Raw genomic sequence first — 16,379 nt, forward strand, 5'->3', positions numbered from 1 at the left:
GACGCGTCAGGATACCGTCCGCTAAAACGAGGGTCAATCGAATATTGCCGAATTGCCACTTTTGTGCGGCCCGTTCAATTTCGGTCCCCAAGCCTGTTTTGGCGGCTCCTCCCTTATAATGGACGGTTTCGCAAAAACACACATCAAATCATGGAATTAGCCAAGTCGTTCGAGCCTGCCGAGATTGAGAAATTCTGGCGCGAAGAGTGGGAAAAGCGCGGATATTTCGCGGCCACTACCGCGCCTGAAAAACCGTCGTTCAGCATCCAGTTGCCGCCGCCGAATGTGACCGGAACGCTGCACATGGGCCATGCGTTCAACCAGACCATCATGGATGGCCTGACCCGCTACCATCGCATGCGCGGTTTCAACACCGCCTGGATTCCCGGCACCGACCACGCCGGCATCGCCACCCAGATCGTGGTGGAACGCCAGCTCGATGCGCAAAAGATTTCGCGCCACGACCTCGGCCGCGAGAAGTTCGTCGAGAAGGTGTGGGAGTGGAAGGAAAAATCCGGCTCCACCATCACCGGCCAGATGCGCCGCATGGGCGCCTCGACCGACTGGAACCGCGAGTACTTCACGATGGATCCGAAGATGTCGAAGGCGGTCACGGAAGTATTTGTGCGGCTGTACGAACAGGGACTGATCTATCGCGGCAAGCGACTGGTGAACTGGGATCCGGTGCTGGGTACGGCGGTCTCCGATCTCGAAGTGGTGTCGGAAGAAGAAGACGGTTCGATGTGGCACATCAGGTATCCGCTTGCCGACGGCAGCGGCCACATCACGGTGGCGACCACGCGTCCGGAAACCCTGCTGGGCGACGTCGCCGTGGCGGTCGATCCGACCGACGAGCGCTATGCCCATCTGGTCGGCAAGATGCTGAAGCTGCCGCTGACCGATCGCGAAATCCCGATCATCAAGGACGAATACGTCGACAAGGAATTCGGCACCGGCTGCGTCAAGATCACGCCGGCGCATGACTTCAACGATTATGCCGTGGGCGCGCGCCACAACCTGGACAAGATCAGCATCCTGACGCTGGACGCCAAGATCAACGAAAACGGCCCTGCCAAGTATCAAGGTCTGGATCGCTTCGAGGCGCGCAAGCAGATGGTCGCCGACCTCGATGCGCTGGGCCTGCTGGAACTGGTCAAGCCGCACAAGCTGATGGTGCCGCGTGGCGACCGTACCGGCGTGGTGATCGAGCCAATGCTGACCGACCAGTGGTTCGTCGCGATGAGCAAGCCGGCGCCGGAGGGCACCTACTTCCCGGGCAAGTCGATCGCCGAAGTGGCGCTGGAAAAAGTCGCCGACGGCGAGATCAAGCTGATTCCTGAAAACTGGACCAACACCTACAACCAGTGGCTCAACAATATCCAGGACTGGTGCATCTCGCGCCAACTGTGGTGGGGCCACCAGATCCCGGCGTGGTACGACGCGGACGGCAAGATCTATGTCGCCCGCACGGAGGAAGAGGCCAAGGCGCAAGCCGGCGGCAAGGCCGTGACGCGCGACAACGATGTGCTCGACACCTGGTTCTCGTCGGCGCTGGTGCCGTTCTCGACATTGGGCTGGCCGGAGGTGACGCCGGATTACAAGCTGTTCCTGCCGTCGTCGGTGCTGGTGACCGGTTTCGACATCATCTTTTTCTGGGTGGCGCGCATGGTCATGATGACCACGCATTTCACCGGCCAGGTGCCGTTCAAGACGGTCTACGTGCATGGTCTGGTGCGCGACGCCAGCGGCCAGAAGATGTCCAAGTCCAAGGGCAACACGCTCGACCCGATCGATCTGATCGACGGCATCGGCGTCGATGCGCTGGTCGCCAAACGCACCGTCGGCCTGATGAATCCGAAGCAGGCGGCCAGCATCGAGAAGGCCACGCGCAAGGAGTTCGCCGACGGCATCCCGGCATTCGGCACCGATGCGCTGCGCTTCACGTTCGCCTCGCTGGCGACGCTGGGCCGCAACATCAACTTCGACCTCGGCCGCTGCGAGGGTTATCGCAACTTCTGCAACAAGTTGTGGAACGCGACGCGCTTCGTGCTGATGAACACCGAAGGCCAGGACTGCGGTTTCGACGGACACGTCAAGGGCGTGTGCGACAAGGAAAAGCTGCAATTCTCGCCAGCGGATCGCTGGATCGTGTCGCTCATGCAGCGCACCGAAGCGGAAGTGGAAAAGGGCTTTGCCGACTATCGCTTCGACAACATCGCTTCGGCGATCTACAAGTTCGTGTGGGATGAATACTGCGACTGGTATCTGGAAATGGCCAAGTCGCAAATCCAGAACGGCAATGAGGCGCAGCAACGCGCGACCCGCCGCACGCTGCTGCGCGTACTGGAAGCCGTGCTGCGCCTGGCGCATCCGGTGCTGCCTTTCATCACCGAAGCATTGTGGCAAAGCGTGGCGCCGCTGACTGACAAGAAGCTCGACCCGGCGGGCGACTCGATCATGCGCCAGCCGTATCCGCAAGCGGATCTGGAAAAGATCGACGACGAGGCCGAAGCCTGGATGACGCAATTGAAGACGCTGACCGACGCCTGCCGCAACCTGCGCGGCGAGATGCAATTGTCGCCGGCGCTGCGCGTGCCGCTGATTGTCGAGGCTGCGGATGCGGGGTCGGTGAACTCTTTCCTGCCGTACCTGCAAACGCTGGTGAAGCTGAGCGATACGCAGGTTGTGGCGCAATTGCCGGAATCGCCGGCGCCGGTCGCCATCGTCGGCGATCTGAAGCTGATGCTGAAGGTGGAAATCGACATCGCCGCCGAGCGCGAACGCATGAACAAGGAAATCACCCGCATCAGCGGCGAGATCGTCAAGGCCAACGCCAAGCTGTCCAACGAGAGCTTCGTCGCGCGCGCGCCGGAAGCGGTCGTGGCGCAGGAGAAGGAACGCCTGGCCAACTTCACCGCCACGCTGGCGAAGTTGCAGGAACAATTGGCCAAGCTGAAGTAAGCCAGTCGCCGCGCTGGTTGCCGGAGCGCAAAAACAGAGCCGCCGTCCCGCAAAGGACGGCGGCTTTTTTATTCCTTGCCGGACGCGGCAAGCTTGTCTACACTAGACGAAAAAATTAGAACAACCGTGCTTTTATTCAATCAACCGTGGATGGAGACACCATGAAAACACGCATTATCCTGAACAGCGCCCTGTTGGCGCTGAGTACTTTTGCCGCAATCAACGCCTGGGCCGACGGCTCCCCGGTCGGCCTGTGGAAGAACATCGACGACGCCACCGGCAAACCCAAGGCGCTGATCCGCATCACCGAGAACGACGGCGAATTGAAGGGCAAGATCGAGAAGCTGTTCCGCGCACCGGAAGAGGACCAGAATCCCAAGTGCGAAAAATGCGAAGGCGCGCTCAAGGACCAGCCCGTCATCGGCATGACCATCCTCTCGGGGCTGAAGAAAGACGGCGACGAATACAACGGCGGCCATATCCTCGATCCGGCCAACGGCAAGTTGTACAAGAGCAAGCTGACCGTTGTCGAAGACGGCGCGAAACTCAAGGTGCGCGGCTACATCGGCATGCCGATGCTGGGCCGCACGCAGACCTGGGTGCGCGAAGAGTAGCCGGTGTCGTGAAGACGTCCGGTACGACGCTGGGTCCTGACTTTCGTCAGGACGACGATTGTGGTGGAGTGACGATGCGGCAATGCCGTTCAGTGAAGCCTGTTTTTCCGTACGCCGGGACCCGGTGGCGTGAGAACGTCTGGTACGACGCTGGGTCCTGACTTTCGTCAGGACGACGATTGTGGTGGAGTGACGATGCGGCAATGCCGTTCAGTGAAGCCTGTTTTCCCGTCCGTCGTCCCGGCGCACGCCGGGACCCAGTGGCGTAACGACGTCCGCTACGACGCTGGGTCCTGACTTTCGTCAGGACGACGATTGTGGTGGAGTGACGATGCGGCAATGCCGTTCAGTGAAGCCTGTTTTCCCGTCCGTCGTCCCGGCGCACGCCGGGACCCGGTGGCGTGAGAACGTCTGGTACGACGCTGGGTCCTGACTTTCGTCAGGACGACGGTTGTGGCGGATTGACGATGCGGTAATACCGTTCAGTGAAGCCTGTTTTTCCGTCCGTCGTCCCGGCGTACGCCGGGACCCGGTGGCGTGAGAACGTCTGGTACGACGCTGGGTCCTGACTTTCGTCAGGACGACGGTTGTGGTGGAGTGACGATGCGGCAATGCCGTTCAGTGAAGCCTGTTTTTCCGTCCGTCGTCCCGGCGTACGCCGGGACCCAGTGGCGTGAGAACGTCTGGTACGACGCTGGGTCCTGACTTTCGTCAGGACGACGGTTGTGGTGGAGTAACGATGCGGCGATGCCGTTCAGTGAAGCCTGTTTTTCCGTCCGTCGTCCCGGCGTACGCCGGGACCCGGTGGCGTGAGAACGTCTGGTACGACGCTGAGTCCTGACTTTCGTCAGGACGACGGTTGTGGTGGAGTGACGATGCGGCAATGTCGTTCAGTGAAGCCTGTTTTTCCGTCCGTCGTCCCGGCGTACGCCGGGACCCAGTGTCGTAACGACGTCCGCTACGACGCTGGGTCCTGACTTTCGTCAGGACGACGATTGTGGCGGATTGACGATGCGGTAATACCGTTCGGTGAAGCCCATTTTCCCGGCCGTCGTCCCGGCGCACGCCGGGACCCAGCGTCGTAACGACGTCTGGTACGACGCTGGGTCCTGACTTTCGTCAGGACGACGATTGTGGTGGAGTGACGATGCGGCAATGCCGTTCAGTGAAGCCTGTTTTCCCGTCCGTCGTCCCGGCGCACGCCGGGACCCAGTGGCGTGAGAACGTCTGGTACGACGCTGGGTCCTGACTTTCGTCAGGACGACGGTTGTGGTGGAGTGACGATGCGGTAAGGAGTTTTTTACACTTCGCTGAACGGCATTAGGCCAATGTCCACCTTTATTTTTTGTCCGCATCCTGATTTTCTTGTTTTATACTCAACATCACTTCCTGCGCGAAAAGCAGCACATAAGACTGCATCGGGGACGCTGCCTGGACTTCCTGCCATGGCGCCAAGTTGATGTTGAACCGGTATCGCGCTCCTGTGCAAGGAAAAGCATGACTTTCGTACTTGGGGGGACGCATGTCAATCTCGCGCCGTATTGCTTTGCTTTTCCTGCTGGCCTGCGCCGGCTTCTCCGATGCGCTAGCCGTCGACCCTGCGGCGACGCGGGTCGTCCCGATCGGTTTTGCCGCACCATTGGCCGAAATCAACGCCAGGAGCGGTCGCAACGCGGCGCTGCTGGCCGTCGAAGAGGCCAACAAATCCAATCCGCGCATCAACGGCCAGCCGGTATTCTTCGAATTGCAGGAACAGGATGACAAGGCAGACCCGCGCATCACCGAATACATTGCGCGCGCTTTCGTCAGCAGCAAGGCCATCGGCGTCATCGGACACTGGAGCAGCGCCACGACCGTGATCGCCGCGCCGATCTACAACACCGCCGGGCTGGCGCAGATATCGCCGGCGTCTTGGAGCCGCGGCTTCACGCAAAAATCCTACAAGACCGCCTTCCAGATCATCGGCAATGATGATGCCGGCCTGGCTTTCGCCGCGGATTATCTGGTCAGGGAACAGCGGCTCAGGCGTGTGCTCATCCTGGACGACGGCGCCTATCTGGGCATCAGCATGGCGGATTATTTCTCCAACCATGTGAAAGCGGCCGATGGCGAAATCGTTCATCGCACGTCGGTCAACGGCAAGACATCTGACTTCAACCTGCCGCTGCAAAAGGCGCAGCAGGTCAGACCCGACTTGATCTTCTTCAGCGGACGAGTGGCCCAGAGCGATGCGCTGGCGCGCAACCTGCAGCGGTTTCATCTGCCGTCGACATTGCTGATCACTGGCAGCGTCGTGAACAATTACTTTTTGCAGCATGCCGGGAAGATCGACAACACGATCCTCGCTATCGTGCCCAGCATGCCTTTGGAAAAACGTCCCGGAATGCCGGCTTTGCAGAAGAAATACGCCGACCGCTTCGGTACGGAGATGCCGCCGTTCGCGATCTATGCCTACGACAGCGTGAACCTGCTGATCGCCGCTGCGAAGAAAGCGAATTCCCTTGAGCGCGGCAAGATCGTCGCCACCCTGCACGACATGAAATACAGCGGCGTCAGCGGCAACATCGCCTTCGACGCCGATGGCGCGCTGCTCAAACCGAGCTATACGCTGTATCAGATCGAGGATGGAAAATGGCGGCCGCTGAGAATCTTCGGCGGCAGATGAGGTCAGGCGAAAACGCTGCCGCCTATGGGACTATGGGACAGGCTTGCGTTGCAACACGTAGCGATCCAGTTGCTTTGCGAAAGTGCGGCCGTCGCTGAGGCTGAACGCAGCCGGCCCGCCTGTTTCAACGCCGCTGCTGCGCAGTTCTTCCATGAAATTGCGCATGCTCAGGTGCTGCTGGATATTGTCTGCGGTGTACATTTCTCCGCGCGGATTGAGCACCGCTGCGCCCTTGGCGACGATGTCCGCCGCCAGCGGAATGTCGGCGGTGATGACCAGATCGCCTGCCTGCGCCAGTTTGACGATCTTCTGGTCGGCAACGTCGAACCCGGCCGGCACCACGACGGTTTTGATGAAACGCGACGGCGGCACGCGCAGTTGCCGGTTGGCGACCAGCGTCACGGGGATGTGGGTGCGATCGGCAAGACGGAACAACATGTCCTTGATCACGCCGGGACAGGCATCGGCATCAACCCAGATATGCATCAGCCGGCCTGAAAGCCAGAGACGGCGCGCCGGTCCTCAGACAAAGGACACCGTCAGGCCCGGCAAGGCGACGCCGGAGAATGCCGTGATCCAGGTCTGCCCCGCTTCAATGGGATAGGCGTCGGTCCAGGTGCCGGTGGTGATGATCTCGCCCGCCGTCAGTGGCGAAAATTGCGGCTGCTTCTTCAGCAATTGATGCAGGTGCCACAGGGCATGCAAGGGGCTGTCGGCTTCATCGTTGCAGAAGCCGGCGGCGCGCAGGGTGCCGTTGCTGTCGGTGCTGCTGGACAGCGACACGCTGGCGCCGGCAAGGATTTGCGCCAGGTTATGGCGCGTGGCCGACGACAGCACATGCGGCTCGCCGATGATCAGCGTGCCGTGCAGGCCGAAAGCGGCAATCGCGTCGGCGACGGTGAACTCCCAATTGGCGAAGGGACAGGCAACAATCTCGAAGCCGTGCGCCATCCATTCGATGCACTCCGCCAGCTCGTCCATGGTGGCGTCCGGCGACGGCGTCCGGCCGAGCTTGAAGACGATTTCCGGTTCGATGCGCGGCTGCTGGGCGCCGGTCAGGCTTTGCGTGCCGTGGTTGTCGTCGGCGTAGCGCACGGTGGTGTCATAGATGGGCGCCCAGATGGGGATGCGCACATCGTCGGTGACGCCGTATTTGTCCCAGGTCTTGTGCACGGTGAAGCCGATCTTGCGACCGACCGGCTGTTCTCCCTGCGCGATGCGAATGTCGAGGATACGACGGGCGATGTCGTAGGCATCGTCGACGGACAGCGATTCGGAGGAGGATAAAAGCGGCAGTAGACGTGTGTTTGCACGCGCATCGAGGAGTTGATGTGCGTACCGACTGGCTTGGCTCGACATAAGCATGAGAGGCTCGCCCACAGAAAGATAGTGATTAGCTATCCATTGTCGACGACGATTAATTTTTGCACAAGTGAAAATAAAGAAATTACAAGAAAATCATGGCGAATTTCTTGGCAAATTCCTAACGAATTGGTGTGAGGCGCGCCCGACTGTTGCACCGCGCGCACGCAATCATCCGGGCAATGCGAATTGGTCAGACCAGTGCCGGATCGGGCCTGTACACGGCGTCCCGAGAGCCTTTCAACCGCCCCAGAGATCGCCGTTGGGACTGGTGCGCGGCGCGGCGACGCCGAAATGGGTGTAGGCCGCAGGCGTGGCGATCCGGCCGCGCGGCGTGCGTTGCAGGTAGCCTTGCTGGATCAGGTAAGGCTCGAGCACGTCTTCGATGGTGTCGCGCTCTTCGCCGATGGCGGCGGCCAGATTGTCGAGGCCGACCGGACCGCCGCTGAATTTGAACAAGACCGCTTCCAGCAGCTTGCGGTCCATCAGGTCGAAACCGACCGGGTCGACGTCGAGCATCACCAGCGCAGCGTCGGCCATGTCTTGCGTGATCCTGCCGTTGCCTTTCACTTCCGCATAGTCGCGCACGCGGCGCAGCAGGCGGTTGGCGATGCGCGGCGTGCCGCGGCTGCGTTTGGCGATTTCCAGCGCGCCTTCTTCGACGATGGGCGCATTGAGCAGGCCGGCGCTGCGCGTGACGATGCGCGCCAGTTCGGGCGGGGTGTAGAACTCCAGGCGCGCGACAATGCCGAAGCGATCGCGCAGCGGATTGGTCAGCATGCCGGCGCGCGTGGTGGCGCCGACCAGCGTGAACGGTTGCAGGTCGAGGCGCACCGAACGCGCCGCCGGGCCTTCGCCGATCATGATGTCGATCTGGTAGTCCTCCAGCGCGGGGTAGAGGATTTCCTCGACCACGGGCGACAGCCGATGGATTTCGTCGATGAACAGGACGTCGTTGGCTTCGAGATTGGTGAGCAGCGCCGCGAGGTCGCCGGCGCGTTCAAGCACCGGGCCGGAAGTCTGGCGCAGGTTGACGCCCATTTCGCGCGCGATGATGTGCGCCATGGTGGTCTTGCCGAGACCGGGCGGACCGAACAGCAGGGTGTGGTCGAGCGCTTCGCCGCGCTGGCGCGCCGCCGAGATGAAGATCTCGAGCTGGCTGCGCACTTTTTCCTGGCCGACGTATTCATCGAGCTGCTTGGGCCGCAGCGCGCGCTCGATCGCCTCCTCGTTGGCCGAAGCCGGCGTGGCGGCGATGATGCGCTGTTCGGAAAAGTCGTCGGTCTGGATGCTCATGGTTTACCGTTCAGGCTTTGGACAGTGCTTTCAATGCGTGCTTGATGCCGTCGGAGACGCTGGCGCCGGCCGGCACCTGCTTGATCGCCAGGGTCGCTTCCTTGTCGGAATAACCGAGCGCCAGCAAGGCGTTGAGGATATCCGAAGTGGCATCGTGATGCACCGCGCCGCCGGCCGCGCCGAGATCGGCGCCAAGCTTGCCCTTGAGTTCCAGCAGCAGGCGCTCGGCGGTCTTCTTGCCGATGCCCGGCACTCTGGTCAGGCGGCCGGCTTCCTGCAAGGTCACCGCCTGCGCCAGGTCGCTGACCGACATGCCCGACAGGATCGACAAGGCTGTGCGCGCGCCGACGCCGGAAATCTTGATCAGTTCCTTGAAGGTGTTGCGCTCCTCGGCGCTGCCGAAACCGAACAGCACGTGGGCGTCTTCGCGGATCGCCAGATGGGTCAGCAAGACGACTTTTTCGCCGAGGCCGGGCAGATTGTAGAAGGTGCTCATGGGCACGCCGACTTCGTAACCGACGCCGTTGCAATCGACCAGCAATTGCGGGGGATTTTTTTCGAGCAGGATTCCGGAGAGGCGACCGATCATGATGGCAGGTAATCGAAAAGGATTACCGAATGATACAGTACTGTTCGGATAAACAGTATATCTATCCTCAGGGAATTGCTTGCCTTGCGAGAACGTCCCGGCTATCGTCTGGCCTGTTTCCGGCAAACGCGACTCACCCGTACATCCAAAGGACATTCATGGCAGGCAGCAGTTTTTTCGCATTGATCGACGACATCGCCAGCATACTTGACGACGTTTCCCTCATGACCAAAGTCGCCGCCAAGAAAACCGCCGGCGTGCTCGGCGACGACCTGGCGCTGAATGCGCAACAAGTCGCCGGCGTCAATGCCGACCGCGAATTGCCGGTGGTATGGGCGGTCGCCAAGGGTTCGCTGAAAAACAAGGCGATCCTGGTGCCGGCGGCGCTGGCCATCAGCGCCTTCGCGCCGTGGGCGGTGACGCCGCTGCTGATGCTGGGCGGAGCGTTCCTGTGCTTTGAAGGTTTCGAGAAGCTGGCGCACAGGTTTCTGCCGCATGATGATGACCATGACGAGAAAGCGGAGGATCATCGAGAAGTCCCCGCTGCCGGCGCCGACCGGGACGCCTATGAGCAGGACAAGATCAAGGGCGCGATCCGCACCGACTTCGTGCTGTCGGCCGAAATCATCGCGATCACCCTGGGCACTGTCGCGGACGCCTCGATCCAGCAGCAGATCACGGTGCTGGTGGGCATCGCGCTGATCATGACGGCGGGAGTGTACGGCGCGGTGGCCGGCATCGTCAAGCTCGACGACGGCGGCCTGTATCTGTTGCGCACGGGCGGCGACGGTTGGCTGGGCACGCTCAGGCAGGGTGTCGGGCGCGCTATCCTCCGTGCCGCGCCCGTCATGATGAAGAGCCTGACGGTGATCGGCACGGTGGCGATGTTCATGGTCGGCGGCGGCATCCTCACGCACGGCATCCCGGCGGTGCATCACTGGATTGCGGACGCCGCTGCGCCATTGGCGGCGCTGCCGGCGGTCGGCGGCGTGCTGTCGGCGATTGCCCCGGCGCTGCTCGACGCGGTATTCGGTGTGATCGCCGGCGCGGTGGTGCTGCTCGTGGTGGAAGCAGTAAAACGCGTGTTGAAAATGTTCGGAAAGAACTAGCCGATCAGGCGGCCGCCGCGTACGCGCAGGCCTTTCTTCGCCAATCCCGGCGCGAGTGCGCCGAGCGCGCTCAGGGCTTCGCCGCTGTGCGCATGGCAGATCGCCACGCCGAGCGCATCGGCTGCGTCGGTGCCCGGCAGACCCGGCAGCGCCAGCAGGCGCTGCACCATATCCTGCACTTGCTGCTTCTGCGCCTTGCCGTGCCCGGCGACGGCTTGCTTGACCTGCAGCGCGGTGTATTCCGCCACCTGCAGATCGGCATTCACCAGCGCGCAAATCGCTGCGCCGCGGGCTTGCCCAAGCAGCAGAGTGGATTGCGGATTGACGTTGACGAACACTTTTTCGATGGCGGCGCAATCGGGCGCATAAGCCTTGATGACTTCGCCGACGCTGGAGAGGATGACTTTGAGCCGTTGCGGCAGATCGGCGTCCGGCGTCTTGATGGTGCCGGATGCGATATAGGTGAGCTTGGCGCCCTGCTTGTGGATTACGCCAAAGCCGGTGGTGCGCAAGCCGGGGTCGATGCCGAGAATTTTCATAAGCCCGAATGCATCCAAGGCTGCAAAATTACGCGTCGTCCCAGCGCACGCTGGGCCCCAGTGGCGTCAAACGACTGTTGCATAGAGATCATTCCAGTAGGGGTTCGTCTTTTCGATCAACTCGATTTTCCAGGCGCGTCGCCAAGTTTTCAATTGTTTTTCACGGGCGATAGCGCCGATTACATCGTCAAAGACTTCAACATACACCAAATCCTTGATCCCATGCTTCCGAGTAAATCCGGATATCAAGCCTTGTTTATGTTCATAAACACGTCGCACCACGTCGTTGGTGACGCCGATATATAAAGTCCCGTTGCGTTGGCTCGCCAGAATATAGACAAAATGACTCATACGCGAATGTTACCGCGTGTGAATTAATTATCAACCAGGGATTTGTTTGTCGTCCCAGCGAACGCTGGGGCCCGGTGTCTTGTCAGCCGTCTTTACGACGCTGGGTCCTGACTTTCGTCAGGACGACGGTATTGGTTGATTTGACAGAATACAGGCGACATAACTCATGCGCGGACATTACCGAGCGTGAATTGACCATCAAAAAGGAACTTGTTTGTCGTCCCAGCGAACGCTGGGACCCGGTGTCTTGTCAGCCGTCTTCACGACGCTGGGTCCTGACTTTCGTCAGGACGACGGTATTGGTTGATTCGACAGAATACCGGCGACATAACTCATGCGCGGACATTACCGAGCGTGAATTGACCATCAAAAAGGAACTTGTTTGTCGTCCCAGCGAACGCTGGGGCCCGGTGTCTTGTCAGCCGTCTTTACGACGCTGGGTCCTGACTTTCGTCAGGACGACGGTATTGAATATCAGTGACGGAAGTGACGTGTGCCCGTCAACAACATGACCACGTCGCGTTCATTCGCGGCATCAATCACTTCCTGGTCGCGCATCGAGCCGCCCGGATGGATCACGGAGGTGGCGCCGGCGTCGACTACCACATCCAGGCCGTCGCGGAACGGGAAGAAGGCATCCGACGCCACCGCCGAACCGGCCAGCGTCAGGCCGGCGTTCTGCGCCTTGATCGAGGCGATGCGGGCGGAGTCGATGCGGCTCATCTGGCCGGCGCCCACGCCCAGCGTCATGCCGTTGCCGCAGAATACGATGGCGTTGGACTTGACGAACTTTGCGACGCGCCAGGCGAACATCAGGTCCTGCAATTGTTGCGGCGTCGGTTGCTTCTTGCTGACAACCTTCACTTCCTCCAGCAGCACGTTCTTCGAATCCGGCGACTGCACCAGCAGGCCGCCGCCGACGCGCTTGAAGTCATACGTGTTCAGGCCGCTGCCAAGCGGGATTTCCAGCAAGCGGACGTTTTGCTTGGCGGCGAAAATCTTCCTGGCTTCGGCGCTGAACGCGGGTGCGATCAGTACTTCGACGAATTGCTTGGCGACCGCTTCGGCCGCTGCGCCGTCGAGTTCGCGGTTGAAGGCGATGATGCCGCCGAAGGCCGAGGTCGGATCGGTCTGCAGCGCCTTGCTGTAGGACTCCAGCGGATTGGCGCCGACCGCCACGCCGCACGGATTGGCATGCTTGATGATGACGCAGGCGGTGGTGTCGGCGGCGTTGAAGGTCTTGACGCACTCCCATGCCGCGTCGGCGTCGGCGATGTTGTTGAACGATAGTTCCTTGCCTTGCAACTGGATGTAGTTGGCCAGCGCGCCGTCGACCTTCTTGACGTCGCGGTAGAACGCCGCCGATTGATGCGGGTTTTCGCCGTAGCGCATGTCCTGCACTTTTTCGAAATGCAGGTTCAGCGTTTCCGGGTAAGCGCTGCGCGTGGCGTGTTGCTTGTCTTCGCCCAGCGAGGTGAAATAGTTGGTGATGGCGCCGTCGTATTGGGCGGTGTGCGCGAACACTTTCTTGGCCAGCGCAAAGCGTTTCTCGTACGGCAGGTCGCCGCTGGCTTGCAGGTCGGCCAGCACGCCGGCGTAATCGGTCGGGTCGCAGATCACCACCACGTCCTTGTGGTTCTTGGCCGAGGAACGCAGCATGGCCGGACCGCCGATGTCGATGTTTTCGATCGCGTCTTCCAGCGAGCACTCTTCTTTGGCGACGGTTTGCTGGAACGGGTACAGGTTGACCACCACCATGTCGATGGTCGGGATCTCATGTTTTGCCAGCGCGGCGACGTGTTCGGGAAAATCGCGGCGCGCCAGGATGCCGCCATGCACTTTCGGATGCAGCGTCTTGACGCGGCCGTCCAGCATTTCCGGAAAGCCGGTGTAGTCGGCGACTTCGGTCACCTTGACGCCATTGTCGGCCAGCAGCTTGGCGGTGCCGCCGGTGGACAGGATGTTGACGCCCATGGCGGACAGCGCGCGCGCAAAGTCGAGCACGCCGGCTTTGTCGGAAACGGAAATGAGTGCTTGTTTGATCATGATGGCATGAAGGTAGATGAAGGAATTCTGTGGTGGACCGGCGGCGCTTGCGTTCCTGAGCGCCCCATGTAAGCGATTACAACAAGCCGTGCTGCTGCAGTTTCTTGCGCAAGGTATTGCGGTTGATGCCGAGAATTTCCGCCGCCTGCGACTGATTGCCGTCGGCACGCGCCATCACTGCTTCGAAGATCGGTTTCTCGACCGTCAAAACAACCATGTCATAGACATTCGATGGCAGTTGCTCGCCAAGGTCCTTGAAGTACTTGTCAAGGCTCTTCCTGACGACATCCTCGATACTTTCTTTACTCATTACGCGGTGCTTCTATTCTTTTCCAGTGTTGATCAATGGCCTTCAAACCAGTGCACAGCTAAGCTGCCAGCGGCTGATCGGCAAACCCGTATTGTAACCGCTCGCCATAGGCGGACTGCGATTCGAAGAAATCGCGCACGGCATTCCATTGCAGTTGGCAATCTTCCAGGCGGTTCATGCGCTGCCGGAATGCTTCGCCGCCCGGCAGATCGCGGACATACCATCCGATGTGCTTGCGCGCCGTGCGCACGCCGAGATACTCGCCGTAGAACGCGTAGTGCGCCTGCAAATGTTCCAGCATCAGTTCCTGCACCTCGGCCACCATCGGCGCCGGCAGATGCGTGCCGGTGCGCAGGAAATGATCGATCTCGCGGAAGATCCAGGGCCGCCCCTGAGCGGCGCGGCCGATCATGACGGCGTCGGCGCCGGTCACAGCCAGCACATGCCTGGCGCGTTCCGGCGTGGCGATGTCGCCGTTGGCGACCACCGGGATATTCACCGCGGCCTTGACCGCGGCGATGGTGTCGTACTCGGCCTCGCCGCTATAACCGTCGGCGCGCGTGCGGCCGTGCAGCGTCAGCATGGCGATGCCGCTCTGTTCTGCCATGGCGGCGATGGCCAGGGCGTTCTTATTTTCACGGTTCCAGCCGGTGCGGAATTTCAGCGTGACCGGCACGTCGACGGCGCCGACCACGGCGTCGAGAATTCGGCCGACCAGCTTTTCATTCTGCAACAGGGCCGAACCGCACCAACTGTTGCAGACTTTTTTGACCGGGCATCCCATGTTGATGTCGATGATCTGCGCGCCGCGATCGACATTGTGTCTGGCGCAATCGGCCAGCATGGCGGGATCGGCGCCGGCGATCTGCACCGCCTTCGGTTCCATCTCGCCGTCGTGGTTGGTGCGGCGGGAGGTCTTTTCGCTTTGCCACAGGCGCGGGTCCGACGCCGCCATTTCCGACACGGCATAACCCGCCCCCAACTGTTTGCACAATTGGCGGAAAGGACGATCCGTCACCCCGGCCATGGGGGCGACGAAAACGTTATTGCGCAGGGAATGCGGGCCGATGTTCACAGGTCGTAGACGGTGCGGTCTTGTGGTTGCAGGGGAAGGGCGCTATTTTAGCGCGATTGGCCCTGCATCCCAACAAGAATCGGTCGTGCAGCGCAATGCGGCAACAACTTGGCAGGACGGCAATGCGTCGGCCCGGCTCAGCGATCTATTTCGTCGAGCACTCGCGGCGATAAATGTGCGATGTCCGCCCACCGTATGATCTGCAGGCGCTCGCCGTCCCAATGCAGACGGTTGATGCCGGCATTGAAGATGTCGAAGTCGCGCGCAGGGGCGAAACCGGTCTGCCTGGTCCAGCGGTAGATGCATTCGAGAACCCCGCCGTGCGTAACGATGGCGATCTTGCGGTGGCCGCCGGCGGCCAGCCGTGTCACGGCGCCGACGACGCGCGCCGAAAATTCGCGCATGGTCTCGGCCGCGCGTTCGCCGGCCGGATAACGCGCATCGGGTTCGCGCGCCTTCCACGCGGCAAAATCCGCCGGGTAGCGTTGCTGGATATCGTGATGCAGCAAGCCTTCGAAACCACCATAGCAGCGCTCGCGCAACGCGGGGTCGAGCTGCACGCTTTTGCCTTGCCGGCTGGCCACGGCCTGCGCCGTGTCGCGGGCGCGCTGGAGGTCGCTGGCATAGATCGCATCCAGCGCTTCGCTGTCGAGCGCCCGGCCCAGAGCCGCCGCTTGCCGCTGCCCCTCGGCGTTCAAGGGGATGTCGATGTGGCCTTGCAGTCGCTTGTCGACGTTCCAGTCGGTTTCACCGTGGCGGATCAGCAGGATGTCGGTCATGGCTTTTGGCGCGTGCTTATTTGACGAGTGCGGGGTTCAGCGTATAGACGCCCGTGATGCTGGCCTCGGCCAGGACATGGCCTTGCAAGGCATTGCGTACATCGGTGCCGCTGAACTTTCCGGTGACCGTCAGTTGCTCTTGGTCCACCGCATACAGCGTGAAAATGTAACGGTGCGCAATGGCGTCGTTCCATGGCGGACACGGACCGTCGTAGCCGAAGTAGTCGCCGCTCATGTCGCCGTCGCCGGCAAACCAACTGGTGTAATCGTTGAGGCCGTGACGCGCGCCCGACAGCGGGTCGCCCGGAATCGCCGGGCCGGCCTTGCCGCGCGTGGTGACGGCGCTGCTGAACTGGCCGGCGGCCAGCGTGCTGACGCCGACCGGGATGTCGACCAGCGTCCAGTGGAAGAAATCGACGCGCGGCAGATCGGCCGGCACGGTCTTGCCTTCCTGATTGACGTCGTCGCCGCGCGACGGCACATCGGGGTCATGGCAGACCAGCACCAGCGACCTGGCGCCGGCAGGCACGTCGCTCCAGGCGAGGTGCGGGTTTTTGTTGGACGACAACGCCACGTGGCTTTTGACGTCAGGCACCGCAAAGGCGAATTCGCCCGGAATGGCGGCGCCGTCTTTGAAAGAATCGCTCCAGAGTTTCATGTGTGCTCTCCTTTAGAAATCAGTG

Annotated in this window: 15 protein-coding genes; 4 read left to right on the top strand and 11 right to left on the bottom strand. The window is 61.3% G+C overall.

The window, feature by feature from the left end; genetic code table 11:
- Positions 1 to 150: 150 nt before the first annotated feature.
- The 3 genes from RV1423_RS20550 to RV1423_RS20565 all read left to right on the top strand — a co-directional run bounded on the left by RV1423_RS20550 (position 151) and on the right by RV1423_RS20565 (position 6,240).
- Entirely contained in the window at positions 151 to 2,961 is a 2,811-nt protein-coding gene (locus RV1423_RS20550) for a valine--tRNA ligase (RefSeq protein ID WP_034300739.1), read from the top strand.
- Between the two features lie 161 nt (positions 2,962 to 3,122).
- Positions 3,123 to 3,575, top strand: a complete 453-nt coding sequence (locus RV1423_RS20555; RefSeq protein ID WP_034300742.1) for a DUF2147 domain-containing protein — start codon at positions 3,123 to 3,125, stop codon at positions 3,573 to 3,575.
- Positions 3,576 to 5,097: 1,522 nt separating this feature from the next.
- A complete protein-coding gene (locus tag RV1423_RS20565; RefSeq protein ID WP_034300746.1) occupies positions 5,098 to 6,240 on the top strand; it encodes a branched-chain amino acid ABC transporter substrate-binding protein in 1,143 nt (380 codons plus the stop codon).
- Between the two features lie 30 nt (positions 6,241 to 6,270).
- On the opposite strand, the gene RV1423_RS20570 is transcribed toward RV1423_RS20565, so the two are convergent.
- The 4 genes from RV1423_RS20570 to ruvA all read right to left on the bottom strand — a co-directional run bounded on the left by RV1423_RS20570 (position 6,271) and on the right by ruvA (position 9,487).
- A complete protein-coding gene (locus RV1423_RS20570; protein WP_034300748.1) occupies positions 6,271 to 6,726 on the bottom strand; it encodes a YaiI/YqxD family protein in 456 nt (151 codons plus the stop codon).
- A 36-nt stretch (positions 6,727 to 6,762) separates the two neighbouring features.
- Complete coding sequence (locus tag RV1423_RS20575; protein WP_197034976.1) at positions 6,763 to 7,605, bottom strand: 2-keto-4-pentenoate hydratase; 843 nt, start codon at positions 7,603 to 7,605, stop codon at positions 6,763 to 6,765.
- Between the two features lie 237 nt (positions 7,606 to 7,842).
- Entirely contained in the window at positions 7,843 to 8,898 is a 1,056-nt protein-coding gene (gene ruvB, locus RV1423_RS20580) for a Holliday junction branch migration DNA helicase RuvB (RefSeq protein ID WP_034300750.1), read from the bottom strand.
- A 10-nt stretch (positions 8,899 to 8,908) separates the two neighbouring features.
- The gene (gene ruvA / locus RV1423_RS20585) at positions 8,909 to 9,487 is read right to left on the bottom strand and encodes a Holliday junction branch migration protein RuvA (RefSeq protein ID WP_034300752.1); all 579 of its coding nucleotides are present in this window, start codon (positions 9,485 to 9,487) and stop codon (positions 8,909 to 8,911) included.
- A 158-nt stretch (positions 9,488 to 9,645) separates the two neighbouring features.
- Here ruvA and RV1423_RS20590 point away from each other — a divergent pair, with 158 nt between their 5' ends.
- Positions 9,646 to 10,596, top strand: a complete 951-nt coding sequence (locus RV1423_RS20590; RefSeq protein ID WP_034300755.1) for a DUF808 domain-containing protein — start codon at positions 9,646 to 9,648, stop codon at positions 10,594 to 10,596.
- Here RV1423_RS20590 and ruvC read toward each other — a convergent pair.
- From ruvC to RV1423_RS20625, 7 genes are all read right to left on the bottom strand, one after another.
- Entirely contained in the window at positions 10,593 to 11,135 is a 543-nt protein-coding gene (gene ruvC / locus RV1423_RS20595; protein WP_034300758.1) for a crossover junction endodeoxyribonuclease RuvC, read from the bottom strand. The genes RV1423_RS20590 and ruvC overlap by 4 nt on opposite strands.
- Positions 11,136 to 11,201: 66 nt before the next feature.
- Positions 11,202 to 11,486, bottom strand: a complete 285-nt coding sequence (locus RV1423_RS20600) for a GIY-YIG nuclease family protein (RefSeq protein WP_034300761.1) — start codon at positions 11,484 to 11,486, stop codon at positions 11,202 to 11,204.
- 474 nt (positions 11,487 to 11,960) lie between these two features.
- On the bottom strand, positions 11,961 to 13,532 hold the full coding sequence (gene purH, locus RV1423_RS20605) for a bifunctional phosphoribosylaminoimidazolecarboxamide formyltransferase/IMP cyclohydrolase (RefSeq protein ID WP_034300762.1): 1,572 nt from the start codon (positions 13,530 to 13,532) through the stop codon (positions 11,961 to 11,963).
- 76 nt (positions 13,533 to 13,608) lie between these two features.
- Positions 13,609 to 13,842: a Fis family transcriptional regulator gene (locus RV1423_RS20610; RefSeq protein WP_007883354.1), complete on the bottom strand. Its 234-nt coding sequence runs from the start codon at positions 13,840 to 13,842 to the stop codon at positions 13,609 to 13,611.
- 58 nt (positions 13,843 to 13,900) lie between these two features.
- Positions 13,901 to 14,917: a tRNA dihydrouridine synthase DusB gene (gene dusB, locus RV1423_RS20615; protein ID WP_034300765.1), complete on the bottom strand. Its 1,017-nt coding sequence runs from the start codon at positions 14,915 to 14,917 to the stop codon at positions 13,901 to 13,903.
- 137 nt (positions 14,918 to 15,054) lie between these two features.
- Positions 15,055 to 15,696 carry a histidine phosphatase family protein gene (locus RV1423_RS20620; RefSeq protein ID WP_034300767.1) on the bottom strand — a complete coding sequence of 214 codons (642 nt, stop codon included), beginning with the start codon at positions 15,694 to 15,696 and terminating at the stop codon, positions 15,055 to 15,057.
- A 16-nt stretch (positions 15,697 to 15,712) separates the two neighbouring features.
- Entirely contained in the window at positions 15,713 to 16,354 is a 642-nt protein-coding gene (locus tag RV1423_RS20625) for a YbhB/YbcL family Raf kinase inhibitor-like protein (RefSeq protein ID WP_034300769.1), read from the bottom strand.
- Positions 16,355 to 16,379: the final 25 nt, after the last annotated feature.

Source organism: Herbaspirillum sp. RV1423 (genome assembly GCF_000577615.1).
GTDB lineage: Bacteria > Pseudomonadota > Gammaproteobacteria > Burkholderiales > Burkholderiaceae_D > Herbaspirillum.